The sequence below is a fragment of the Vulcanococcus sp. Clear-D1 genome, assembly GCF_014654725.1.
Lineage (GTDB): Bacteria > Cyanobacteriota > Cyanobacteriia > PCC-6307 > Cyanobiaceae > Vulcanococcus.
On the sequence record NZ_JACVZV010000005.1, the window covers coordinates 66,234 to 89,727 of the forward strand.

Annotated in this window: 23 protein-coding genes and 1 tRNA gene; 13 read left to right on the forward strand and 11 right to left on the reverse strand. The window is 67.5% G+C overall.

Annotated elements, in window-relative coordinates; genetic code table 11:
- Positions 1 to 35: 35 nt before the first annotated feature.
- Positions 36 to 1,142, forward strand: coding sequence for an S-methyl-5-thioribose-1-phosphate isomerase (gene mtnA, locus H9532_RS01685; RefSeq protein ID WP_296365174.1), 1,107 nt, complete (start codon positions 36 to 38; stop codon positions 1,140 to 1,142).
- Positions 1,143 to 1,153: 11 nt separating this feature from the next.
- Positions 1,154 to 1,813: a class II aldolase/adducin family protein gene (locus H9532_RS01690; RefSeq protein ID WP_296365175.1), complete on the forward strand. Its 660-nt coding sequence runs from the start codon at positions 1,154 to 1,156 to the stop codon at positions 1,811 to 1,813.
- A gap of 29 nt (positions 1,814 to 1,842) precedes the next feature.
- Here H9532_RS01690 and H9532_RS01695 read toward each other — a convergent pair whose 3' ends face one another.
- Genes H9532_RS01695 through H9532_RS01705 form a run of 3 tightly spaced genes read right to left on the reverse strand, consistent with a single transcriptional unit; the run spans position 1,843 to position 6,597 of the window.
- On the reverse strand, positions 1,843 to 3,246 hold the full coding sequence (locus tag H9532_RS01695) for a sodium/glutamate symporter (RefSeq protein WP_296365177.1): 1,404 nt from the start codon (positions 3,244 to 3,246) through the stop codon (positions 1,843 to 1,845).
- Positions 3,243 to 4,652: a sodium/glutamate symporter gene (locus H9532_RS01700; protein ID WP_296365179.1), complete on the reverse strand. Its 1,410-nt coding sequence runs from the start codon at positions 4,650 to 4,652 to the stop codon at positions 3,243 to 3,245. Before H9532_RS01700 ends, H9532_RS01695 begins: the two co-directional genes overlap by 4 nt.
- A 10-nt stretch (positions 4,653 to 4,662) precedes the next feature.
- Positions 4,663 to 6,597 (reverse strand): prolyl oligopeptidase family serine peptidase, encoded by a 1,935-nt coding sequence (locus H9532_RS01705; protein ID WP_296365181.1) that lies wholly within the window; start codon positions 6,595 to 6,597, stop codon positions 4,663 to 4,665.
- Positions 6,598 to 6,649: 52 nt separating this feature from the next.
- On the opposite strand from H9532_RS01705, the gene def reads away from it, so the two are divergent.
- The 4 genes from def to rpsU are packed head-to-tail and all read left to right on the forward strand — an operon-like array spanning position 6,650 to position 8,372.
- Entirely contained in the window at positions 6,650 to 7,252 is a 603-nt protein-coding gene (gene def, locus H9532_RS01710) for a peptide deformylase (protein WP_296365183.1), read from the forward strand.
- Positions 7,253 to 7,264: 12 nt separating this feature from the next.
- Positions 7,265 to 7,462, forward strand: coding sequence for a hypothetical protein (locus H9532_RS01715; RefSeq protein ID WP_010304536.1), 198 nt, complete (start codon positions 7,265 to 7,267; stop codon positions 7,460 to 7,462).
- A 44-nt stretch (positions 7,463 to 7,506) separates the two neighbouring features.
- Positions 7,507 to 8,145, forward strand: a complete 639-nt coding sequence (locus H9532_RS01720) for a DUF3747 domain-containing protein (protein WP_296365186.1) — start codon at positions 7,507 to 7,509, stop codon at positions 8,143 to 8,145.
- A gap of 56 nt (positions 8,146 to 8,201) precedes the next feature.
- Positions 8,202 to 8,372, forward strand: coding sequence for a 30S ribosomal protein S21 (rpsU, locus tag H9532_RS01725; RefSeq protein ID WP_010304532.1), 171 nt, complete (start codon positions 8,202 to 8,204; stop codon positions 8,370 to 8,372).
- Positions 8,373 to 8,504: 132 nt separating this feature from the next.
- Here the strand turns inward: rpsU and H9532_RS01730 are convergent, their stop codons facing one another.
- A complete protein-coding gene (locus tag H9532_RS01730; RefSeq protein WP_296365189.1) occupies positions 8,505 to 10,151 on the reverse strand; it encodes a YifB family Mg chelatase-like AAA ATPase in 1,647 nt (548 codons plus the stop codon).
- Positions 10,152 to 10,238: 87 nt separating this feature from the next.
- Between H9532_RS01730 and H9532_RS01735 the strand changes: the two genes are divergently transcribed.
- The 3 genes from H9532_RS01735 to H9532_RS01745 are packed head-to-tail and all read left to right on the forward strand — an operon-like array spanning position 10,239 to position 12,815.
- Positions 10,239 to 10,601 (forward strand): histidine triad nucleotide-binding protein, encoded by a 363-nt coding sequence (locus H9532_RS01735; RefSeq protein WP_296365191.1) that lies wholly within the window; start codon positions 10,239 to 10,241, stop codon positions 10,599 to 10,601.
- Between the two features lie 38 nt (positions 10,602 to 10,639).
- Positions 10,640 to 12,625 carry an ABC transporter ATP-binding protein/permease gene (locus tag H9532_RS01740; protein WP_296365193.1) on the forward strand — a complete coding sequence of 662 codons (1,986 nt, stop codon included), beginning with the start codon at positions 10,640 to 10,642 and terminating at the stop codon, positions 12,623 to 12,625.
- A 7-nt stretch (positions 12,626 to 12,632) separates the two neighbouring features.
- Positions 12,633 to 12,815 (forward strand): chlorophyll a/b-binding protein, encoded by a 183-nt coding sequence (locus H9532_RS01745; RefSeq protein ID WP_296365195.1) that lies wholly within the window; start codon positions 12,633 to 12,635, stop codon positions 12,813 to 12,815.
- 15 nt (positions 12,816 to 12,830) lie between these two features.
- On the opposite strand, the gene H9532_RS01750 is transcribed toward H9532_RS01745, so the two are convergent.
- The 4 genes from H9532_RS01750 to H9532_RS01765 all read right to left on the reverse strand — a co-directional run bounded on the left by H9532_RS01750 (position 12,831) and on the right by H9532_RS01765 (position 14,929).
- Positions 12,831 to 13,334: a hypothetical protein gene (locus tag H9532_RS01750; RefSeq protein ID WP_296365198.1), complete on the reverse strand. Its 504-nt coding sequence runs from the start codon at positions 13,332 to 13,334 to the stop codon at positions 12,831 to 12,833.
- Complete coding sequence (locus H9532_RS01755) at positions 13,331 to 13,708, reverse strand: Tol biopolymer transporter periplasmic protein (protein ID WP_296365200.1); 378 nt, start codon at positions 13,706 to 13,708, stop codon at positions 13,331 to 13,333. The genes H9532_RS01750 and H9532_RS01755 overlap by 4 nt, the downstream gene beginning before the upstream one ends.
- A gap of 160 nt (positions 13,709 to 13,868) precedes the next feature.
- Entirely contained in the window at positions 13,869 to 14,732 is an 864-nt protein-coding gene (locus tag H9532_RS01760) for a Ycf66 family protein (protein ID WP_296365203.1), read from the reverse strand.
- A 74-nt stretch (positions 14,733 to 14,806) separates the two neighbouring features.
- On the reverse strand, positions 14,807 to 14,929 hold the full coding sequence (locus H9532_RS01765) for a photosystem II reaction center X protein (RefSeq protein WP_010304513.1): 123 nt from the start codon (positions 14,927 to 14,929) through the stop codon (positions 14,807 to 14,809).
- A gap of 95 nt (positions 14,930 to 15,024) precedes the next feature.
- Between H9532_RS01765 and H9532_RS01770 the strand changes: the two genes are divergently transcribed.
- Positions 15,025 to 15,387: a YggT family protein gene (locus H9532_RS01770; RefSeq protein ID WP_296365240.1), complete on the forward strand. Its 363-nt coding sequence runs from the start codon at positions 15,025 to 15,027 to the stop codon at positions 15,385 to 15,387.
- Here H9532_RS01770 and accC read toward each other — a convergent pair.
- Positions 15,384 to 16,736 (reverse strand): acetyl-CoA carboxylase biotin carboxylase subunit, encoded by a 1,353-nt coding sequence (gene accC, locus H9532_RS01775; RefSeq protein ID WP_296365242.1) that lies wholly within the window; start codon positions 16,734 to 16,736, stop codon positions 15,384 to 15,386. The two genes, H9532_RS01770 and accC, sit on opposite strands and share 4 nt — an antisense overlap.
- Before the next feature lie 211 nt (positions 16,737 to 16,947).
- On the opposite strand from accC, the gene H9532_RS01780 reads away from it, so the two are divergent.
- The 3 genes from H9532_RS01780 (at position 16,948) to msrB (ending at position 18,833) form a co-directional block, all read left to right on the forward strand.
- Positions 16,948 to 17,029 (forward strand) — tRNA-Leu (locus H9532_RS01780).
- Positions 17,030 to 17,124: 95 nt separating this feature from the next.
- The gene (locus H9532_RS01785) at positions 17,125 to 18,372 is read left to right on the forward strand and encodes a glycosyl transferase (RefSeq protein WP_296365244.1); all 1,248 of its coding nucleotides are present in this window, start codon (positions 17,125 to 17,127) and stop codon (positions 18,370 to 18,372) included.
- A 59-nt stretch (positions 18,373 to 18,431) separates the two neighbouring features.
- Positions 18,432 to 18,833: a peptide-methionine (R)-S-oxide reductase MsrB gene (gene msrB, locus H9532_RS01790; RefSeq protein WP_296365206.1), complete on the forward strand. Its 402-nt coding sequence runs from the start codon at positions 18,432 to 18,434 to the stop codon at positions 18,831 to 18,833.
- Positions 18,834 to 18,851: 18 nt separating this feature from the next.
- On the opposite strand, the gene H9532_RS01795 is transcribed toward msrB, so the two are convergent.
- Both H9532_RS01795 and smc read right to left on the reverse strand, forming a co-directional pair.
- Positions 18,852 to 19,784, reverse strand: a complete 933-nt coding sequence (locus H9532_RS01795; protein WP_296365210.1) for a PRC-barrel domain-containing protein — start codon at positions 19,782 to 19,784, stop codon at positions 18,852 to 18,854.
- A gap of 34 nt (positions 19,785 to 19,818) precedes the next feature.
- Entirely contained in the window at positions 19,819 to 23,430 is a 3,612-nt protein-coding gene (gene smc, locus H9532_RS01800) for a chromosome segregation protein SMC (RefSeq protein ID WP_296365212.1), read from the reverse strand.
- Between the last annotated feature and the right edge of the window lie 64 nt (positions 23,431 to 23,494).

Sequence of the window (23,494 nt, forward strand, 5' to 3'; positions counted from 1 at the left end):
GGCAGCATGGAGCATTCGCCACGGCAACGCACCCCATGAAGATCGACGGCAAGGCCTGGCGCACCATCTGGCTCGAGCCCGATGGCCGCTCGATCGGGGTGATCGATCAGATCCAGCTGCCGCATCAGTTCACCACGCGCACGCTGCGCAGTTGCGAGGAAGCCGCTGAGGCGATTCGTACGATGGTGGTGCGCGGCGCGCCTCTGATCGGCGTGACCGGCGCCTACGGGCTGATGCTGGCCCTGCAGGCGGATCCGAGCGATGCCGCGCTGGCGGCGGCCTTCGAGCAGCTCAATGCCACCCGGCCCACGGCCGTGAACCTGCGCTGGGCCCTCGAGCGGGTGCGCGATCGCGTGGCGCCGTTGCCCCCGGCCGAGCGGGCCGAGGCGGCCAGGACGGAAGCGGCGGCCATCGCCGATGAAGACGTGGCCATGTGCGAGGCCATCGGCGAGCACGGCCTGGCGATCTTCCAGCAGCTGGCGGCGGCTCGCCCCGCCGAGCGCCAGGGGCAGCCCTTCAACGTGTTGACCCACTGCAATGCAGGCTGGCTGGCCACGGTGGACTGGGGCACGGCCCTGGCACCGATCTACAAGGCCCATCGCGCTGGCCTCAACATCCATGTGTGGGTGGATGAGACCCGCCCGCGCAACCAGGGCGCCTCGCTCACGGCCTATGAGCTGGGCCGCGAGGGTGTGCCCCACACCGTGATCGTGGACAACGCCGGCGGCCATCTGATGCAGCACGGCCAGGTGGATGCGGTGATCGTGGGCACCGATCGCACCACCCGCCGCGGCGATGTGTGCAACAAGATCGGCACCTATCTCAAGGCTCTCGCCGCCCACGACAACAACGTGCCCTTCTATGTGGCGCTGCCCGCTTCCACGATCGACTGGACGATCGACGACGGCGTGGCCGAGATCCCGATCGAAGCGCGCAGCGCCCGGGAGGTGACCCACATTCAGGGGCGCGTGGACGGCGGCCCGGCCGCCGGCCAGTTGGCCACCGTGCAACTCACGCCCGATGGCAGCGAAGGCTTCAATCCCGCCTTTGATGTGACTCCCGCCCGACTGGTGACGGCGCTGATCACCGAACGGGGTGTGGCGCCTGCCAGCGAAGACGGGCTGCGCAACCTCTACGCCTGACATTGAGCACGATGAGCGAACAGGATCTGCGCGAGCAGCTGGTGGCGGTGGCGCGCCGCATGCAGGCCAGCGGCATCAACCAGGGCACCTCCGGCAATCTGTCGGCGCGCATCCCCGGCGGGATGCTGATCACCCCCAGCTCATTGCCCTATGAGCTGATGCAACCGAGCGATCTGGTGGCGCTGGATCTGGCAGGTAAGCCATTGGTGGCTCCCGAGCCGGGCCGGCCGCAGCGTCGGCCGTCGTCGGAATGGCGGCTGCATGCCGATGTGCTCGCCAACCGGCCGGAGGTGCAGGCGGTGCTGCACTGCCACTCGATTCATGCCACCGCCCTGGCCTGCCATGGCCGCGGCATCCCGCCCTTCCACTACATGATCGCGGTGGCCGGAGGGCACGACATTCGCTGTGCCCCATACGCCACCTTCGGCACCCAGGCGCTCTCCGATGGTGTGGTGGAGGCGTTGCAAGGGCGCCTCGCTTGTCTGATGGCCCAGCACGGCCAGGTGGTGGTGGGCCCGAATCTTGATCGCGCCCTCGCCCTGGCGGTGGAGGTGGAGACCCTGGCCCGCATCTATCTGCAGGCCCGGGCCATCGGTGAACCGCCGCTGCTCAGTGCTGAGCAGATGGAGCAAGTGCGTCATCAGTTCCGGACGCTGCTCTACGGCCACTGATGGCCTGCGCGGCTCGCTGATCCAGCTCGCTACTGCAGCTGAGGCCTTCGCCCAATCCAGAGGCCGAAGGCGATCGAGGCTGCGGTGAGCAGCAGCGCCACGGCGTTGAAACGCGGTAGGCCCCAGCTGGCCACGGCGATCGGGGCCAGGGCCGTGATCAGGCCGCCGCCGAGGAAGGGTTCAAACACCAATTGCTTGAACGAAAAGCTCTCCATGGCCCGGCTGCGCCCCAGGGGGTCGGCCATGCGCAGCAGCAACAGGCCCGTGGCGGTCACACCGGTGCCCTGGCCGAAATCGGCGATGGCGCGCTCAAACCAGTGATCGTGGAAGAAGCGGCGGCCCAGCAGCAGAAACACCGCCACGTTCCAAGCCAGACCCACCAGCGCCAGCAGCAGGAAGGGCAGCCAGTTCTCTTCCAGCATCGGCAGGTTGAGGCTGGCCATCGCTGCGGTGATCAACACATCCATGGCCAGCGATCCCACGCTGGCTTGCACCACGGGGGAGGCCAGCTCGTCGTGCCGGCGCCATTGCAGCACCAGCTGCACCACCAGGCCGCCCAACATCGCGAGCGGAAACACCGGGATCGCATTGAGCAGGTCGGCCGTGGCGGTGCCACCGAGCGCGCCGCCCAGGCGGGTGATGCCGTCTTTGAACAGCACGCCCAGACCCACCGCACCACCTGCTAGAGCCAGGTTCACCGTGAGCGCGTCGATGGTGACGGACCCGTCGCGACCTGGATCCGCCAGGCCCGCCGCTGCTTCCCGCGCCAGCTTGGCTTCCGCCGACATCGGGTCGCTCTCGGCCGCGCGCTGCAGCAGCGAGCCGCCGGCGGGCAGGCGCCCCCGGGCCCCCAGCCAGGCCCGGCTGCGGCCGATCACCACCAGCGCGCTGCCGACCAGCACAGCACTCACCACCCCCACCGTGGCCATGGCCAGGCCCAGGGCCTCGCCAGAGGCGAGGCCGAGATCCGCGAAGGTGTCGCCCATCCCGGCGGCGGTGCCGTGGCCGCCTTCAAAGCCCACTTCAATCAGGCACGCCATCAACGGGTTGGTGCCGAACATCGGCTGCAGCACCAGCCACACCAGCAGTGCCCCCACCAGGTATTGCCCAAAGCCCAGGGTCATGCCGAAGGCGGTTTGACCGGCGGCCCGCTGCCACAGCTGCCGCGGGCTGGGCAGGCGCTGACCCAAAAACAAGGTGGCGAACACCAGCGAGATCAGCACTCCTGGGGTCTGGGCCCACACCGTGTACACCTGTTCGGGGAACACCGGCCAGAAGCTGAACGGACCGATCAGTAAGCCGAGCAGCCCCGCCACCAGGGCCTCCGGGATCCCCAGCTGCCGCAACCAGCGCAGCTTGCGGCGCAGGGTGATCCCCGCCAGCAGCAACAGGCTGAGGCCGGCAAAGGCCACCAGCACATCAAACAGCTTCATGGATGCGCGGCAGATGGTTCAGTGTTGCGTCCGGCCTGGGCCAGCAGTAGGCCGGCGCCACCGGCCAGGAGCACCAGAGCGAAGCAGAAGCCCGTCCAGGTGGGGAGGCCCCAGCCGGCCACCGCCAAGGGTGCAACCACCGTGACCACCCCACCCGCCAGGAAGGGTTGCAGCAGCAGCTGCTTGAGCGAGAAGGCCGGCAGGGCCTGGCTGTGGTCGTCGGGGTCGGCCATGCGCAGCAGCAGCAGGCCGGATGCCGCCACGCCGGTGGCCTGGCCAAACTCCAGCACCGCTCGCTCAAACCAATCAGCCGGCAGCAGCCGCGGTGCCAGCAGCAGGGTCACCGCCAGGTTCCAGGTGAGGCCGGCCACCGCCAGCACAGTGAGCGGAAGCCAGTCGGCGGCCAGCAGGGCCAGGTTGAGGCAAGCGGTGGCCGAGGTGATCAGCAGATCGGCCGAGAGGGTGCCGATCTCGCTCTGAATCGACGCGGAGGCCCATTGGCTGTTGCCGCTGCGCTCAAGCAGCCAGCGCACCAGCAGCGAGCCGATGATCGCCAGCGGGAACACCGGTAGGGAGCGCCCCACCGCGGCGACGCCGCCGCCGATGGCATCGGTGCCGAGGCGCAGCAGCGCCAGTAACCCCACACCGATCAGCACGGCGATGCCCACCAGGGCAAGGTTCACCGCCCAGGCGGCCCAGGCTGGCTGGGCTGGAGCTGAGGTCTCGGTGGCAGAGCCGGCCAGTGGCGAGGCCCCGGGCGCTGCATCCGGCTGGCTTTGGGCCAGCAGCCAGCCCCGCTGGCGGCCAATCACCACCACCACGCCTCCCACCAGGGTGGAACTGAGCAGCCCCACGGTGGCCATGGCCAAACCCAGGTCTTGCCCGCCAGGGAAGCCGAGCGCTGCGTAGCTGGGCCCCATGGCGGCCGCGGAGCCATGGCCGCCCTCGTAGGCCACTTCGATCAGGCAGGCCATCACCGGGCTCACCCCCAGCCACGGCTGCAGCACCAGCAGCACCGCCAGCCCCCCAACCACGTATTGACCGAAGGCGAGCACGAGCGCCAGCGACACCTGGCCGCTCACCGGTCGCCACAGCCCCCCAAGCTTCGGCAGCGGTTTGCCGAGCATCAGCGAACCGAATACCAGGGTGAGCAACACCAGCGGCAGGCCGCCCCAGAGCTCCATCAGGTGCTGCGGCAGCAGGGGTAGGGGCCCGGCCGGGGCGACCAGCAGGCCGATCAACCCAGCCACCAGGGCCTCTGGCACCCCCCAGAGGCGCAGATTCAGGCGCCGGCCGATGCGGCGCCCGGCCATCAGGATCAGGCTGAGCACGCCGGCGGCCAGGGCCAGCCACGCCAGCCCAACCAACGCATCGAGACTCCATGGGTTGGGCAGCAGTTCGCTCATCGCCGCCCCATCACAGCTGGAAGTGGCGGCGGAAGAAGGCTTCCGTGGCCTCCAGCACCTGGATCTGGGTGGCGCCATTGCGGAAGCCATGGCCCTCGTCCGGGAAGAGGTGCACCTCCACCGGAATGCCGTTGGCTTTGAGCGCCGCCGCCATCCGCTCGGTTTGCTCGGGCGGCACCACCAGATCCTCAAGACCCTGGAAAAAGATCACCGGACAGCGGATGCGACCGGCATGCTGCAGCGGCGATCGCGCTTCGTAGGTGGCCTTCGCTACGGGCCAGGGCCCTACGAGGCTGTCGAGATAGCGGGCTTCAAAACGGTGGGTGTCGGCGGCAAGGGCGCTCAGATCGCCCACCCCATAGCGGCTGGCACCGGCCCGGAAGGTGTTGGTGAAGCAGAGAGCGGCGAGGGTGGTGAACCCGCCGGCGCTGCCCCCTTCAATGGCGATCCGTTCAGCGCTGGCCAGGCCCCGGGCTACCAGGGTGTCGGCGGCGGCGGCGCAGTCGGCCACATCCACCACGCCCCACTGGCCATCGAGGCGCTCGCGGTAGGCGCGGCCGAAACCGGTGGAGCCGCCGTAATTCACATCCACGACGCCCCAGCCGCGCGAGGTCCAGAACTGGATGCCAAGGCTCAGACCGGTGCGGGCCATGCTCGTGGGGCCGCTATGGCCCTTCACCAGCAGGGGGGCTTCGGGGTGGCCGCCTCCCGCCGGCGGGTAGTACCAAGCCTGGGTGCGCAAGCCGCCATGGCCGTTGAACCAGAGCGGCTCGCCGCGGCTGATGGCCTCAGCCGCCACCGGGCAGGGGGCGGCGGGCTGATGCCGCCAGTGGCCGCTGCTCAGCTCGAGCTCCAGCAGGCCCGACGGCTCAGTGGCGCTGCTGGCCACGCAGGCGAGCGTCCCGGCTTCGGCGCACAGATCGGCGAGATCGGTGAACGGCGTGGTGATCGCTTGCCAGGTGGCGGAAGCGCCGGGCTGCTCGGGCAGTGCGAATGATCCCAGTGCCCAGCAGCCCTCGCGGCAGTAGAGCGCCAGCAGCTGCGCTCCGTCCCAGGCGTGGGTGCTCATGCCAAACACCCATTGGGGCATGGCGAAGTCCGCCTGCATGGGCAGCAGCGGTTGCCACTGGGGTGCTGTGGCCTCGGCTGTGGTGGTCGCATCGGCTCCGGCCCAACGCTCCAGGTTCCAGAAGCCGCTGCGGTCGTTGCTCACGATCAGATCGGGGCCGGCCCAGATGGGCTGGAACACCGAGCAGCCCTGCGTGTCGTCCGGGGTGGAACCGGCCACAGCCCGCCCTGCGCTGAGGCTGCCATCGGTCTGGATCTCCGCCAGCCAGAGCTGGCTGCGGTCCCAGGGCATGCAGGGTTGCTGCCATTCCACCCAGGCCAGCTGCCGCCCGCTCGGGCTGAGGGCTGGGTAGCCGCAGAAATCCACTGGGCTGTGCAGGGGTTCGGGCTCGCCCCCCAGGAGAGACACCGCCACCAGCTGATCCTGGCCGCCCGCTTCCAGGACCCCGATCCAGCGATTGCCGGCCGGATCGATCAGGCCGCCACCGAGCGCTCCCGGGAAGCGCCCATCGCTTCCGGGCGAGGTGAGGCGCTGCGGTTGCTGATGGCTCTGGCTGAGGGAGAGTCGCCACAGGCAGCGATCGCCGTCGTGCACGAACACAGCCACCGGTTCGCCGCTGTCGAGTCGGCCGATCGCGCAGGCGCCACCGCCGTATTCATGCACCCTGCAGCGCAGGTTCCAGGGCCCTGGCGTGAGCTCCTGCGGCGCCTGATCGGGGCCGCGGCGCGCCATCAACGTGGTGCGCCCTTGCTCCTGTGGCCGCTGCTCAAGCCAGTAAAGAACCCCTCCGAGCAGCTTCGGTTCCTTGAGGCTTGGGGTCTTGCCCAGCACCAGCTCAGCGGACAGGGGGGCAGGGCTGGTGCGCACCGAGGCCATTCAGGGATGGCTCCTAGAATCGCCTGAACGATCCCGCCAGCGAGGACACGCTTTGGCCAGCAGCTTCGCCAGATTGGCGCGAACCGCCGAAAACGCCGGCCGGCTGCAGGTCTCGAAAGAGCCGGTTGACAACCCTCCCTACGACATCCACACCCTGGGCGATCAGGTGTTGCGCACCCCGGCCAAGCGCATCGGCAAGGTTGACGACAGCATCCGCTCCCTGGCCCGCGACATGTTGGTGAGCATGTACGCCGCGAAGGGCATCGGTCTGGCCGCTCCGCAGATTGGGGAGCCGCTGCAGCTGTTGGTGATTGATCTGGAGATCGAAGATCCCAAGAGCCCGCCGCTGATCCTGATCAATCCTGAGATCACCGCCGTGGGCGGCAGCCTCTGCACGTATGAGGAGGGTTGCCTCAGCATCCCCGGCGTCTATCTCGATGTGGTTCGCCCCAGCGTGGTGGATGTGAGCTACCGCGATGAGATGGGCCGGCCCAAGCGGATGAAAGCGGATGGTCTGATGGCCCGTTGCATCCAGCACGAGATGGACCATCTCAACGGTGTGCTGTTTGTTGATCGCGTCACCGATCACGACAAGCTGCGCGAGGGGCTCGGTGAGAAGGGCTTCAATCCGGCCGATGTGCACGCGATCGCCTGAGGCCCTCCAGTCATGCCGATGAAACCCCTGGCCGGAGTGTTCCTGGCCCTGGCCTGCCTGCTCGGAATCGCCGCCACCGGTTCGGTGTTTGAGCTCGCCTACGGCGATCCCGACCTTGGGGTCTCCACCACCCGCCTGATCCTGGGCTTGGCCCTGCCTGGCACGGTGCTGAGCCTGTTGGTGGCGATCCGGATCAACAAGCCGGCCTGAGGGGCTGGCATCGCTGCTCGGCACTTCTACGATCGCCAGGCTGCATGCCTGCGCCTGTGATTCATTCGGTTCGCACCCTCGCTGCACTGCTGCCTTTGGCCGGTGCTCTGGCCCTGCTGGCGCCTGAGCCCGCTGCGGCCAAGGCGTTGTTTGAAGCGGTGGAGGTGGATCAGAGCAAGTTCGTGATCGTGTCGGCACCGATCGGCGATGGCAGCCGCGCCCAGCTGAACATCTACGAGCAGCGCACCGAAGCCCGGCCTTGCTACGCCGTGCAGGGAAGCAACCCGGCTGTGGTGGATCCCCTGCTCTCCACCTTCGACTTCACCAGCATCTGCAACCGTTTCATCGACGGCAATGGCTACTCGCTGCGGATCGGCGACAGCGATCTGGGCACGGTGTATCGCCTCAGCGTGGTGAAGGAGTCGGGCGACACGCTGCTGATGGCGCTGCCCACCAAGCCTGGTGCTGGTCCCGAGTTGGTGGTGGCCCGCAGCGGTGGCTCCACCAATGGGTTTCTGCTGATGGTGCCTGAGCCGGGCTGGAAGCTGATGCGCCGTCAGTTCGGGGGGCGCACCCTCGGTCATGTTTACGTCTATCGCGCTGATTGGCCTGACGCGGCCGCTGCGTCTACCACGCCGGCGGTTCCTGCGGCGGTGCCGCCGGTGCCCACCGCCGGCAGCTGAAGAGCTGACAAGGCACTTGCTACCATCGTCAAACTGCACAGATTCTTGATCGGTTTATGACCCAGGTCACCGTCGGCGAAAACGAGGGCATTGAGTCGGCGCTGCGCCGCTTCAAGCGCCAGGTGTCCAAAGCCGGGATCTTCGCCGACCTCAAGCGCCTGCGTCACCACGAGACCCCGGTTGAGAAGTACAAGCGCAAGGCCCAGCAGCGTCGTCGCCGCCGCTGATCGGCTTCAAGAAACACCCCGATGGGGCCCTGGCGGAAACCGGTGTTTTTACCGGTTTCCGCTTTTTTGTGGCGTGTTGATGATGGGATCACCCCCCGCAGAGGTGTCCCATGAAGCAGCTGATGCAGGTTCTCAATCGCTGGTTCGGCTCGAGCGTTGGCAATGCCTTCGGGAATCCCCTCGAGGAGCGCCAGCACCAGCCACCGCTGGTGGGTGTGCAGCCCTACCGCGATCAGCCGCTGCGGCACTGAGCTGATCAAAGCTGCGGTAACTGAGGGCCTCGGCAATGGCTGAGGCCTCCACCGTGGCCATGCCCCCCAGATCGGCAATGGTGCGGCCCACCCGCAGCACCCGTTCGGCCGCGCGGGCGCTGAGGCCCCGTTGATCGATCGCCGCCTGCCATAAATCGAGCGCCTCGCTGCCAATGGATCCGCACTGGTGCAGGTCGCGCACGCTCAGTGCACAGTTGCTCACTCCCTGGGGATTGCGCGTGTGCATGCGCTCGCGTGCCGCTTGCACTCGCTGGCGCACATCCGCGCTGGCCTCGCCCGCACTGTTGCCTCGAAAGCCTGCGCCCAGGGTGCTTCCCTCCAGCCGCCGCATCACCACCTGCAAATCGATGCGATCGAGCAGGGGGCCTGAAATGCGGCCCCAGTAGCGCTGCTGCATCGCGCTGCCGCAGCTGCAGGTGCGCTCGGGATCGCCCGCCCAGCCGCAGGCGCAGGGATTGGTGGCTGCCACAAGATGCACCGCGCAGGGAAAGCGCAGCCGCTGCCGCGCCCGGCTCAGCCACAATTCGCCTTGCTCCAGCGGCTGGCGCAGCTGATTGAGCACATCACGGCGGAATTCCGCCAGTTCATCGAGAAACAGCACCCCTCTGTGGGCCAGGGCCAGTTCCCCCGGCCGCAGCTTGGCGCCGCCCCCTACCAGCGCGGCGCTCGAGCAGCTGTGATGCGGGCTGCGGAATGGCCGTTGCTGCAGCAGTTCACCCTGGGGCGGCAGCAATCCGGCAGCGGAGTAGAGCTGGGTGAGCTCAAGCCGCTCGGCTCGGTTGAGTTCGGGCAGCAGGCCCGGCAAGCAGCGCGCTAGCAGGGTTTTGCCGCTGCCCGGTGGACCGACCAACAACAGGTGATGGCCACCGGCAGCGGCGATCTCGAGGGCCCTCCGGCCATGCAGTTGCCCCTGTACGCAAGCCAGGTCATTCAGCGGATCCAGTGGCGGTGGCGGGGCATCAGCTGCCGCAGAACGGGCCGCCTGGGTGGCGCGATCCGGGTTCTGCAGCCAGTGCAGGGCTTTGCTCAGGCTGCCGGCCACCACCAGCGGTAGCTGCTCCACCAGCTCGGCTTCGCGCAGGTTGGCCTGCGGTAGGAGCAGGGCACGCGCGCCATGCCGCTGCGCTGCCAGGGCCAGAGCCACCGCGCCGCGCACCGGCCGCAGTTCACCGCCCAGGCCCAGCTCTCCGGCACACCAGATCCCATCGAGTTGGGCCGGATCCAGCTGGCCGCTGGCGGCCAGCACGGCCAGGGCGATGGGAAGGTCGAAGGCGGGCCCCTCCTTGCGCAGATCCGCCGGAGCCAGGTTCACGATCACCCGGGTGAGGGGCATGCGCAGATGGCTGTTGCGGATCGCGGCCCGCACGCGCTGCCGCGATTCCTGCACGGCCGCATCCGCCAGCCCCACGATCTGCAGCCCAGGCAGCCCGGGTGCAATATCCACCTCCACGGCCACAGCCCGGGCCTCAAGCCCCACCAGGGCGGCTCCGCTGCATCGTGCCAACATCGGGCTCACGCAAACCTGCAGTGGTGAAGTGCCACCGCTGTTTCATCGCTGCTCGGTTTTCACCCCCTTCCCCAACAGCCACCGCTGATGGCCGACGCCGCTGCCACCCCGCCGAACGACACGATCTTCGGCCGCATCCTGCGGGGTGAGATCCCCTGCGATCAGGTGTATGCCGATGAGCACTGCCTGGCTTTCCGCGATGTGGCGCCCCAGGCACCGGTGCACATCCTGGTGATCCCGCGGGAGCCTGTGGTGAACCTGGCGGAGGCGGGCGATCAGCACCAGCAACTGCTGGGCCATCTGCTGCTGGTGGCGGCCCGGGTGGCCCGCCAGGAGGGGCTGAGCGGGTTCCGCACCGTGATTAACAGCGGCGAGGAGGCCGGCCAGACCGTCTTCCATCTGCATGTGCACGTCATCGGTGGCCGTCCGCTGGCCTGGCCGCCGGGCTGAGGCATAGCCGGCGAGAATGGCGTGATCTGAACGCCGATATGAACCCCCTGCAGGCCTTCCGCAGTCAGCTCGGCAAGCTGCGGCGCCTCGCCCAGCCCTACTTCCTGCCGGTGGAAGACACTAGTGGCTGGCAGTTCCTGCTGCTGATCGTTGCCCTGCTGACTGTGGTGGTGGGCAGCACCCTGCTGTTGCTCACGGCTGTGGTTGCCGCGAGTGGAGCCCTGATTCCTGAGCTGCAGGCGCGTTTTCTGCCCGGAGTGCCGCAGCAGGTGAGCGCCATCTGGGCCAGCCCCGCCGGGCCGGTGGTGATGGTGTTGTTCGTGGCGGGCCTGATTTGTTTCGGTGCGCTGCGCAGCAAGCTGCGCCAGGGGCGCTGGCTGCCCTGGTTGTTGATGGGGGTGATCACGCTATTGATCCTGGTGATCAACGGCATCAACGTGGGCATTAGCTACATCGCCCGCAACGTTGATAACACCCTGGTGGCCTACAAGGCCGACGAGTTTTGGCAGGTGGTGGCGATCTATGCCTTCTGCCTGGTGCTGGCTCTGCCGATTCGTGCCTTGCAGAGTTATCTCATTCCCAAACTCGGCCTGCTCTGGCGCGAGTGGTTAAGCGGCCGCCTGCTCAACCGGTATCTGAAGAATCGCGCCTATTACGTTCTCAATCCCAACGACGAAACCGCCGAGGAGATCGACAACCCCGACCAGCGGATCTCTCAGGACACAGCCAGCTTCACCGGCACCAGTCTGAGCGTGACGGTGGAGATCGTTTCCGCGCTGCTCACGTTTGTGAGCTTCATCGTGGTGCTCTGGACGATCAGCACCAAGCTCGCCCTGTGGTTGCTGGTGTATTCCGTGGGTGGAACTGCCGTGATCGTGTTCGCCAGCCGCAAGCTGGTGGCGCTGAACTACGACCAGCTGCGCCTGGAGGCGGATTTTCGCTACGGCCTGGTGCACATCCGTGATAACGCTGAATCGATCGCCTTCTATCGCGGCGAACAGCAGGAGTCGCGCGAGGCGGTGCGGCGCCTGGATGGAGCGATCCGTAATTACGACAAGTTGATTGTGTGGGAAGCGCTGATCAGTGTGATTCAGCGCTCCTACGACTACTTCTCGCGCTTCCTTCCCTGGCTGGTGATCGCACCGATCTATTTCGCCAAGGAGGTGGATTTCGGTGTGTTCGGCCAGGCCAGCATCGCCTTCTCCCAGGTGTTGTTTTCGGTGAGCTACATCGTGAACAACATTGATCGCCTGGCAGCTTTCTCCGCGTCGATCAGTCGTTTGGAGGGCTTCCAGGGCAAGGTGGAGGCGATCAACCGCTCCGAGGCCCAGCGCGAACTGCTGGCGGAGGAGTCGTCGCGGCAGGCGCAGTCGCTGTTGGTGCGCCATGTGGATCTGGTGCCGCCGGGCAGTGATCGCCGTCTGATCCACGACCTCAGCCTGGAGGTGGCCCCCAGCCAGCGGGTGTTGGTGGTGGGCCCGAGCGGCTGCGGGAAGACCTCCTTTCTGCGCTTGGTGAGCGGGCTCTGGCCTCCCAGTGCCGGTGAGGTCGAGCGTCCACCTCTCTCGGAGCTGCTGTTCATCCCTCAGAAGCCCTACATGATTCTGGGCAGCCTGCGGGAGCAGCTCTGTTACCCCCAGGATCCGCAGCGCTTCAGCGATGAGCATCTGCGCAGCGTGCTCGAGGAAGTGCGGCTTGGAGCCCTGGTGCAGCGCTACCCCGATTTTGAGATCAAGCAGGATTGGCCGCGGTTGCTCTCCCTGGGTGAGCAGCAGCGTCTGGCCTTTGCCCGCCTGCTGCTCAATTCACCGCGCTTCGTGGTGCTCGATGAGGCCACCAGCGCCCTGGATGTGAGCACTGAGCAGCACCTCTATGAGCTGCTGGCCCAGCGCGAGATGGCGTTTGTGAGTGTCGGCCACCGCCCCACGCTCAAGAGCTTCCACAACCTGGTGCTTGAGCTCGACGGCCAGGGCGGGTGGAAGCTGATTCCTGCCGCCAGCTATACCTTCAACTCCGGCGTCTGATTTCGTGATGACCAGCACCCCTGAACCCCCCGCCACCAGCGCCACCACCAACGACGTTCCCGCCTTTGGCTGGAGCGGCTATGCCGAGCGGGTGAACGGCCGTTTCGCCATGGTGGGCTTTGCTGCGGTGCTGCTGGTGGAGGCGATCAGCGGCGACACGTTCCTGCGCTGGGCCGGTTTCGTGGGCTGAAGGCCCAGGCGCGCTTCAGGGCAACTCCAGCAGATCCACCTGCCAGAGGCCTGCTCGGCTCACCTCCACCGCCAGCACCCGCCCATCGGCGCTGAGGCTCACCCGTTGCGGCACGCCGGCAGGCTCGATCGGCACTGTCTGGGAGGCCTGCAGCGACCGGCGGTGGATCACCAGCTCGCTGCGATCATCCCGTTGCCGCACCAGGGCGATGCGCTCGCCCCGTTGATCCACCGCAACGCTGATCGGCAGGCTGTCGGGACGGTTCAGGCCCGGCAGGGGAACAGGGGCGTTGCGGCGTCGATCGATCAGCTGCACCTGAGCCCGATTGCCAGCGCGGCTGCTGATGAGCGCCAGCCAATCGCTATTGAGGGATGGGCTCTGGCTGTCGCCCAGGCTGCTCAATGGCTGGTTCAGCCCCTGAATGGGGCGCAGGCCCGCCTGGCAGCCCGCTAGCAGCAGGGCCAGTGCGCCACCCCAGAGGCCAGCGCTGATCGAGGCTCGCGGGCTGATGGCTGTCATGGCGGGCCGCCACCGCTTTCGCGTAGGCCCGGAGCGCGATCCGGCTCGAGCATCCCCGCGAGGCTGAACACCTGCAGCCGCCGGCTGCCGCCGTTGATCAGTTCCAGGGCGATGCTCTGCCCGTCGGGCGCCAGGCTCAACTGCTGCGGCTCTTGTGCGGCGGGAAGGAACAGCGGGTGCTGTTGGCCGGTGGCGCGATCCTCAATCACCGCCTGGCGCCGGCTCCCCTGCTGCACCAACAGGGCCAGATAGCGGCCATTCCAGCTCAGCGATGGTGAGCTGTGGGGCTGACGATTGCGCAGTTGGCGTAAGGGCAGCACGCGGCCTGTGCGGCGCTCCTGCAGCACCACTGTGGTGCGTCCTCCACGATCCACGAGGGTGGCCAGAAGACGCCCGTCGCCGCTGAGAGCCGGTTTCTGGCGAGACTCAGCTCCCAGGCCGGCGGGGGGCGTTGGTTGGCGGTTGAAGGGTGAAAGGCTGCAGCCGCTTAAGCCCAGTGCGAGCCCGGCGGCAACCGCTAGCCGCCGCCACGGATCAGTCGTCGAAGCGGGAGCTGTTGTCGCGCGGAGCAGCGCTGCTGGGGTTGTTCTTGCGGCTGGAAGGGGGAACGGGGCGGAATTCGGCATCGCTCACGCCGGCATCACTGGCGGTGCTGGAAGCGGCGGGCGCAGGGATGGTGCTGGGGGCCCGATAGGGAGTTCCCTGGGGCTTGTCCATCGGTCGCTCGCTGGGCCCGGGGCGGCGGCTGGAGCGTGGCATCGGCTCGCTGGTGGCAGCAGGCCGAGTGCCGCGCCGGGTTTCGTCGCGGTCTTGGCGGCGGGCACCGAAGTCGCGGGTTGAGGTGTCAGTCGGGGCGCTGCCGGCCCGGTAGCGACGTTCGCCGCGGTTATCCCATTCATCGCGGGACGCAGCCCGCTCGGGAATGGCGGCTCGGGCCGGTGCACGGCGGGGGCGGTACAGATCATCCTCATCGCGCTCGCCAATGCCCTCCTCGCGGGAGCGGATCCGCCGGCGCAGGGGCTGCGGTTCATCGAACCGATCCACATCGTCGCGCCAGTCGCGGCCGCCACCCATGCGGGGCTTGGGCTCTGGTTCGTCGTCGTCAAAGAAGGAGGAACGCCGGGCCTGCTCGGTGGTCACCCCGCGCAAGCGCACGCTTTCGTAGGCGAAGAACACCGTGGTGCCGGCCAGCAGAAACTGTCCGAATTGCAGGATCGGGTCGAGTCGCCAGCCCTGAAAAAACAAAATGCCGCCGCAGAGCAGGCCCACGGCGGCGAAAAACACGTCGTAATCGCGGGCCAGGGCTGGCTTAAAACTCCTCATGAAATAGAGGAGTGCGCCACCAACGGCCAACACGATCCCAACAATGCTGGCCCAATTCAGGCTGGCGTTGACCACGGATCGCAGCTCTTGTTCAGGCCACTGTAGGCCGGGAGTCGAGAGCCGCTGAGCCGTCTGCCTGGCCCCTGAGCTCAGAGCTTGCGATCAACGCGATCGTTCTGGCTGATCAGGATCACTGCAATGGTGATGGGGATGACCACGATCACCGCACCCCACACGAGGCTGCTCAGGAAGTTGGCGAGGGAGGGGGTCATGGCTGTGACGAATCCGCCCGGGATCCTAGGCAGCGATGACCGCTTCCTACGATCCGATCACTGCTGCTTAGAGCTTTGTGACGGGGAGCCTTGCCATGGCGGGAGTGGAGCAAACGGCAGGATCCGGGGCTGACACCCTGGCGCTGCTGCGGCAGGTGCTGCCCCCCGTGCACCTGGTGCTTGGTCTGCTGCTGTCCGCCTGGACGCTGCTCTTCCTGTTTCGCATCGTGCTCACCTGGTACCCGCAGGTGGATCTCAGCCAGGGGGTGTGGCGCGTCGTCGCTATCCCCACCGAGCCCCTGCTCGCGGCCACTCGCCGGGTGATTGCGCCGATTGGCGGGGTGGATGTGACGCCGGTGATCTGGTTGGGGTTGATCAGCCTGGTGCGCGAGCTGCTGGTGGGCCAGCAGGGCTTGATCACTCAGGTGATGATCCGCGCCAGCGTGCTGCCCGCTTAGGTCGGGGGGAGCATCTCCTGCTCCACAAACTTGGTGTGCACATCGCCGGCCTGGAATTCCGGTCGATCGAGCAGCTGCAGGTGGAAGTCGATCGTGGTGGGGATGCCCGTCACGGCGCATTCCGAGAGGGCCCGGCGCAGCCGCCTCAGGGCGTGGTTGCGGTCGGTGCCCCACACGATCAGCTTGCCAATCAGCGAGTCGTAGAAGGGTGGGATTTCGTAGCCGGTATACACGTGGCTGTCGAAGCGCACGCCGGGCCCGCCGGGCGGGAGCCAGCCGGTGATCTTGCCGGGGGCGGGGCGGAAGTTCTGGCGTGGATCTTCCGCGTTGATGCGCACCTCGATGGCGTGCCCGGTGAGCTTGATCTCGTCTTGGCTCACCGAGATCGGCTCGCCGCCGGCGATCCGCAGCTGCTCCGCGATCAGGTCGACGCCCGTCACCATCTCGGTGACCGGATGCTCTACCTGAATGCGGGTGTTCATCTCCATGAAATAAAAGTTGCCGGTCCGGTCCACCAGGAACTCCACGGTGCCGGCGCCCTCGTAGCCGATGGTGCGCGCAGCGGCCACAGCTGCATCACCCATCTGTTTGCGGAGATCGGCATTGATGGCAACGCTGGGGGCTTCTTCCAGCAGCTTCTGGTGGCGGCGCTGAATCGAGCAGTCGCGCTCGCCCACGTGCACCACGTTGCCGTGGCGATCGGCCAGCACTTGCACCTCCACGTGCCGGGGCCGGTCGATGAATTTCTCCATGTAGAGGCCGGGATTGCCGAAGGCGGCTTCTGCTTCCCCCTGGGCGGCCTTGAACAGGTTCTCGATCTGGTCGGCGCTGGGGACAAGGCGCATGCCCCGGCCGCCACCGCCAGCGGTGGCCTTGATCATCACGGGGTAGCCCATGGATTCGGCCAGGCCGCGGGCCTCATCCACGCTCTCGAGCAGGCCCTCGCTGCCGGGGATGGTGGGCACCCCCACGCTCTGCATCGTGGCCTTGGCTGTCGACTTGTCGCCCATCGAGCGGATCGATTCCGGTGATGGGCCCACGAAGGTGATGCCGTGGGCGGCACAGATCTCGGCGAACTTGTCGTTTTCCGCCAGAAACCCGTAGCCAGGGTGGATGGCATCGGCGCCGCGGGAGGTGGCGGCCGCCAGGATGTTGGGAATGTTGAGGTAGCTCTTGCTGCTGGGTGCATCACCGATGCACACCGCCTCATCGGCGAGCTGCACATGCAGAGCGTTGCGGTCCACCGTGCTGTACACAGCCACGGTGGGAATGCCGAGTTCGCGGCAGGTGCGCAAGATGCGCAGAGCGATTTCGCCACGGTTGGCGATCAGCAGTTTGCCGATGGGCATCCAGTGGCAGGCCGGCAGATCCGGCAGCGCAGGCCGCATGGGACTGTATCAGTGCTCACCAGGGCGAATCACGCCAGGCTGATGGGTATAGTTCCGGGGCGGCGCTCAGGCGTCGTCAGCCCTCACGCCTGTTGCTGCAGTTTTTTCAGACCTACGCACAGACGACCAAACCCCGGTTCAGTCAGCCCTGCGCTGCCGAATCAACAACCACGCGGATGTGGTGGAATTGGTAGACACGCACGTTTGAGGGGCGTGTGACTTCGGTCTTGCGAGTTCAAGTCTCGCCATCCGCACTGATCAAGTTCAACAGCAGGTCCACCGTGTGACCCAGCCCGGCGGCTCCCCTTCTCCCGCCAGGGCATCGCGATTCAGTCCAGCTGAGGCTGCGATCGTGCTCGTGTGCAACGGGCCTGGTGAGCTCAGCACCTGGGTGCGGCCGCTGGCGCAGCGGTTGCACCGCGAATTGGCTATGCGGCCCCTGGATGCGCAGGCCCCCATCAGCCTGCAGCTGGTGCTGGTGCCCTGCCCGAATGCCACCGGGGTCGAGCATCAGGTGGCGGAGGGCATGGGTCTGTTTGAGCGGGTCTTGCCGGCAGCTCGTTTCTGGTGGCTGCTGTTGCGTCCGCGCCGCGGAGGCCCTTGGCCCTCCCGTGGGGTGGTGGTGTTTCTCGGTGGCGACCAGTTCTGGACGGTGCTGCTGTCCGCGCGTCTCCGCTATCGCCACATCACCTACGCCGAGTGGGTGGCCCGCTGGCCCCGCTGGAACGATCGGATCGCGGCCATGGGCCCTGCGGCGGCGGATCGGCTGGCGCTCCGCTGGCAACCCCGCTGCCAGGTGGTGGGCGATCTGATGGCGGATCTCTCGGAATCAGCCCGCAGCGATCAGCCGCTGCCTGAGGGGGAGTGGGTGGCGTTGATGCCGGGCTCGAAGCGGGCCAAATTGCAGGTGGGCATGCCCTTTCTGCTCGACACGGCGGATCGACTGGCTCGCTTGCACCCAGGCTGCCGTTTCCTGCTGCCGGTGGCTCCGACCACCAGCGTTCGGGAGCTGCTGGCCTATGCCGGCCCCGCCAACCCGATTGCGGCCTCTTACGCTGCCGGCGAGCCAGAACTTCTGCAGATCCCTCAGGGTGCCGAGCTCCGCACGCCTGCAGGCACTCGGATTCACCTGGTGGAGCAGCAGCCGGCCCATGGGGTGCTCAGCCAGTGCAGCTTGGCCCTCACCACCGTGGGCGCCAATACCGCTGAGCTGGGGGCTTTGGGGGTTCCGATGATCGTGTTGGTGCCCACCCAGCATCTGCATGTGATGCAGGCCTGGGATGGTGGCCTCGGGATCTTGGCCCGCCTGCCCATCCTGCGCTGGTTGCTGGGGGCTGCTCTCACCGCCTGGCGGATGCGCCATCACGGCTTTTTGGCCTGGCCCAATATTTCGGCGGGCCGGGCGGTGGTGCCCGAGCGGGTGGGGGCGATCACGCCTGCTCAGATCGCCGAGGAAGCGGCCGGCTGGCTGGAGCAGCCAGAACGACTGGCGGGAATGCGCGATGACCTGCGCAGCCTGCGCGGTCAGCCGGGTGCGGTGGCGACGCTGGCCGGCATGGTGCGGGAGCTGCTGGCGGCGGCTCCAGCGCGCCCCTGAGGGATCCGGCGTTGGCTGAGCCCGCTCTTTAGCTTGTGGGGCAGCCCATCCCGCTTTGCATGGCTTCCGCTTCTCCCGCCGATCACGAGCAGTGGCGCGACCAGCTCTCCCCGGAGCAGTTCCAGGTGGCCCGCCTGGGGGGCACTGAGCGCGCCTTTACCGGCATCTACTGGGACAACAAAGCCAAGGGGATGTACCGCTGCGTTTGCTGCGGCAGTGAGCTGTTCAGCTCCGACAGCAAATACGACTCCGGCAGCGGCTGGCCCAGCTTCTGGGAGGGGGTGAACCCCGCAGCGATCACCACCCTTGAGGACCGCAGCCACGGCATGGTGCGCACGGAGATCAAGTGCGCCAAGTGCGATGCCCACCTGGGGCATGTATTCAACGATGGCCCCAACCCCACGGGACTGCGCTATTGCGTGAACTCGGCTTCGCTGCAGTTCGAGCCTGGCCAGGCTTGATTGCTGGGCCGGCCGCGCCTACCAGCGGTCGGCATCGCGGCGATCGAGGGGCTCAACCGGCTCCACGTCCAAGGGCCCCTCATCGCGCACATAGCGCCGGCGGGGAGCTTCATCCTGGTAACCGCGCCTGGGTTGTGGATCGAGCGGCTCCTCATCGAGATAACGGCGCTGGCGCAGCGGTTCGCGCTCGCGGCGCTGCTCCACCTCCACATAGTCGTAATCCTGTTCCGGCTCGAAGCGGCGATTAACAGCCGGCTCGATGCGGCGCTGCTGCTCCTGGGCCGTGGGTTGGCCGGCGGCGAGCTGGTTCTCCACCGGCACCATGTTGAGCCGGTAGCGCTCGCGCTCTTCCTGCTCCCAGCTGGGCCCACCCACGCCCAGCTTCTCCAGCAGGCCCGTGCCCAGCTGCTTGAGCTTCTCCTCGGCGCCCTCGTACACGATGATCCGATCCGGGCCGCTGCTCACGATTTCTTCCACCGTGAGCTCCCAGGTGCTCAGCACGCCCTCGCCCAGGAGGGGAATCCCCAGGGCACCCAGAACCAAGGTAGTGATTTCACCGGTTTCGATATCGAAGCTGAAGCCGAGCACCTTGCCCAGCTGCTCGCCCGCTTCGGTGATCACCTGGCAGTTGATCACGCGCGAATAGCGATCCGGGTTGAAGCCCTCCGCCAGCGAATCGGCGGAATCCACCAGGATCACATCGCCCACCTGACGGATGCTTTGCAGCGGCATCCAGCGGGGCAGGCCCGGGAGGAAGCGGGTGAGTGGGTTGTCGCGTAGGCCCAGCGCCACCACCTCACGCCGGTCGATATCCACCACCACTTCGCCGACCACCCCCAGCCGGCGGCCGGAGTCGCGGGTGATCACCTGGGTGCCCATCAGCTCCGAACGCAGCCAGAGGCGATCACTGGGTGTGGCGGTCGGGTCGCTGCCGGGAGGTGTGCTTGTCATGGGCGCATTGTGGCCGAGCGGCAAGGTGCTGCCCTCAGGCCGCCGGTGGTAATCCCACCACCTGGGTGTGGGCGCCGCGGGCCTGGGTCACGCCGATGGTGCGTGTGGCGGCACCGATCATCGGTCGGCGGTGGCTCACCACCAAAAACTGGGCGGCTTCGGCTTGCTGGGCGATGAGGGCCGCCAGGCGCTCCACGTTCACGCCATCGAGGAAGCTGTCCACCTCGTCGAGGGCATAGAAGGGCGAGGGGCGGAAGCGCTGCAGCGCAAACAAGAAACTCAAGGCTGTGAGCGATTTCTCGCCGCCGCTCATCGACGCCAGGCGGCGCACCGCTTTGCCCTTGGGGTGGGCCACCAGGCTGAGGCCGCCATCGAGGGGTGATTCCGGGTTTTCCAGCTGCAGGTGCCCTTCGCCATCGGAGAGGCCGGCAAAGATCTCGCGGAAGTGACCATCAACAGCCTTGAAGGCCTCCATGAAGGCCTCTTGCCGCAGGGTGGCCACCGTTTCGATGCGCAGCAGCAGCTCCTCGCGCTCCTTGCAGAGCACATCGAGTCGTTCCTGCAGATCGGCGAGGCGGGCTTCCAGCTCTTCGAGCTCCTGCAGGGCGAGCATGTTCACCGGCTCCAGAGCTTCCATGCGGGCTTGGAGGCTCTTGAGTTCGGCCTGCAGCGCTTCAAGACCGTTCTCTCGAACGTCTTCGGGAATCTCCGGCAGCGGATCGGGCAGCTCCCGTTGCAGTTGCTCGAGCCGCAGGGCGCCGCTGCGTTCCTGCTCCGCCAGGGCGGTGAGTTCTTCTCCGAGGCGCTGCAGTTCCCATTCCTGCTGCTGAAGCGTTTGGCGTTGGCGTGAGAGCTGTGCTTCTGCTTCATCACGGGCGCGCCGCCGCTCGCCGAAGCGCGCCTGCAGCTCCTGTTGCCGCGCCTGCAGCTCGCTGCGTTTGGCTTGATCGGCCTGCTGCTGCTCCTTCCAGGCCGCCCGCTCAGCCACCAGGGCATTCACGGCTTGCACCAGCCGCTGCTCTTCACCGGTGAGGGCTTGCAATTGGCTGGCCACCCGCTCGGCCGCCAGGCCCCGTTCCCGCCTGGCCGCGAGCAGGCTGTCGCGTTGCTGGCGGGCGCTGGTGAGGGCGGCATCGGCGGCCTCCAACTCCTGCTGCAGCCCCTGCCAACGCTCGCTGTCGCCGCTGGCCTGGGCGCTGGCTTCCTGCGCCTCCAGCTCCTGCAGGCTTTGCTGCAGCGGTGCCAGCTCGCTCGCGAGGGTTTGCAGCCGCTGCTGGCCGCTGCCCAGATCCGCCTCGATCTGCTGAATGCGCGTGAGCAGTTGGTCGCGGCGTTGCTGCAGGGGGCCATGGGCCCGCTGGGCGGCGCTGCGTTCGGCCTCGAGGGCGGCGCGGCGCTGCTCGAGCCTGCTCAGTTGCGGACGCAGCTCTTCGAGTTGGCGGCCCAGCTCGGCTTCTTTGCGGCGGCTGGCGGCGAGGGTTTCGCCCAGTTCCAGCAGGCGCCGGCGAAGGGGCTCGGCCTCATCGGCGTCGCTGGCGGCCCCGAAGCTGAGCTGGTTGCCCCGCTGCTGGAAGCTGCCGCCGGTCATGGCACCGCTCTTCTCGAGCAACTCCCCATCAAGGGTCACGGCGCGGGCACGGCCCAGCTCGCGCCGGGCGCTGGCCAGATCCCGGAACACCAGCGTGTCGCCGAACACATAGCGGAACACGTCGCCGTACACCGGTTCGAAGCGCACCAGCTCCACTGCCCGGCCCACCAGGCCATCGCCACCGCTACCACCTGGGTTGCTGCCGCGCTGGAAGGCCGCGCTGTTGCCGCTGGAGCCGGCGCCGCCGCGGATTTTGTTGAGGGGCAGGAAGGTGAGGCGCCCAGCGCGGCGGCTCTTGAGCAGCTCGATCGCTCGCGCGGCGATGCGGTCGTCGTCGACCACCACCTGGCCGAGCCGCGCTCCGGCCGCCACCTCCAGTGCCAGGCGGTGCAACTCTTCCACTTCACCCAGCTGGGCCACCGGGCCATGGATGCCATCGAGGCCGGCTTCCAGCAGCAGGCGCAGGGCGCCGGTGCCGCGGCTCTCCTGGATGGTTTCGCGGCGTGATTCGAGGCGGGCGATCTCGCGCTCGAGGGTCACCTGCTCCTGCTCCAGCCGTTGGCGGGTGCGTTGCTGCAGGGCGAGGGCCTCAGCCAGCTCCTGGGCCCGGCCCTGCTGCTGTTGCAACTCGGTGAGCAGCTGCTGCCATTCGCGCTCCAGCTGGCTGAGGGCGCTGGCCACACCATCGCTGCTGGCGGCGTCATCGGCCTGCTCCTGCTGCAGTTCGCTCAGCCGCTCCTGCTCCTGCTGCAGCCGCGCCGCCAGCTGCTGCTGCTCGGCCTGCAGGGGGGAGAGCCGGGCCTGCAGCTCCTGGCGCCGCTGGCTGCGCTGCTTCTGCTCGTCCATCCAGCTGCCGCTGCGGCCAGCCACTTCGCCCAGGCGGCGACGAGACAGCTCCACGGCCGCTTCAGCGCTGCGGCAGCTGGTTTCCGCCTGCTCGAGGGCGGCGTCATCGTCGGGGGCGGCCAGCTGGCTCTGCTGCTGGCGCAGTTCGCCTTGCTGGCGGGCCAGCTCCTGGCGCTGGCGCTGCAGCTCTTCGGCGTTGCGTTGGTGTTTTTCGGCTTGGCGGGCCAGCTCGCGGCCGCTGGCCTCCAGCCCCGCCAGCTCCGATTGCACCGCCAGCAGGCTGTCTTCCCCGAGGGCTTTCACCTCGGCCTGCAGCGCTTCGAGCGCTCTGGCCGATTGCTCCAGGGCGGTTTTGGTTTCGCTGATGGCGGCGCGCTCGCTCTGCTGTTGGCGGCCCAGGGCCTCCTGGCGGCTTTGTAGCTGCCGCTGCTCCTCCTGGGCCTGCTCAAAGCCCAGCACCTGCTCCTGTAAGCGGCCTCGCTGGAAGCGCTCGCGCAGGTCTTGGTAGGTGCGGGCTTTGGCGCAGTCGCGCTCCAGCTTCTGGCGCGATACCAGCAGCTCTTGCTGCACGATGGCGCAGCGCTCCTCACGGTCCTGCACCTCAGCGAGCTTGCTGCGGGTCTGCTCGATGCGGGAATCGAACAGGGCCACACCGGCCAGCTCGTCGATGATGCCGCGCCGCTCCTTGGCGCTCATCGACACGATGCGGGTCACATCGCCCTGCATCACCACATTGCTGCCCTCGGGATCCACCCGCAGGCGGCGCAGCTGCGTTTGCAGCTGCTGGAGGTTGCAGGCCACCCCATCGGCGCTGTAGCTGCTGGCGTAGGTGCCGCCGGGGGCGATGCGCAGCCGGCGGGTCACCGACCATTCCTGCTGGCCCGGTTGGATCCAGGGCCCTTCCTCGGGGGCTTCCAGGCCGGCTTCCGCCTCATCGGGCTGCCAGTCGCGCAGGTCAAAGCGCACCGTCACCACGGTTTCAGCCGCCTTGCCCTGCTTGAGCATGGAGCTGTTGACCAGATCCGGCAGACGTTCAGCCCGCATGCCGCGGCTGCTGGCCAGGCCCAGGCAGAACAGCACGCCATCGAGGATGTTGCTCTTGCCGCTGCCGTTGGGGCCGGTCACCACCGTGAAGCCCTGCTCGAGGGGGATGGTCATCGACCCCCCGAACGACTTGAAGTGCGTCAGCTCTACCTGATTGATGTGAACCAACAGGCCCGAGCGCCGAGCAGCTGCAAGGTAGCGGAGCCCCTGACGTTTTCAAGAGGTTGTCCTT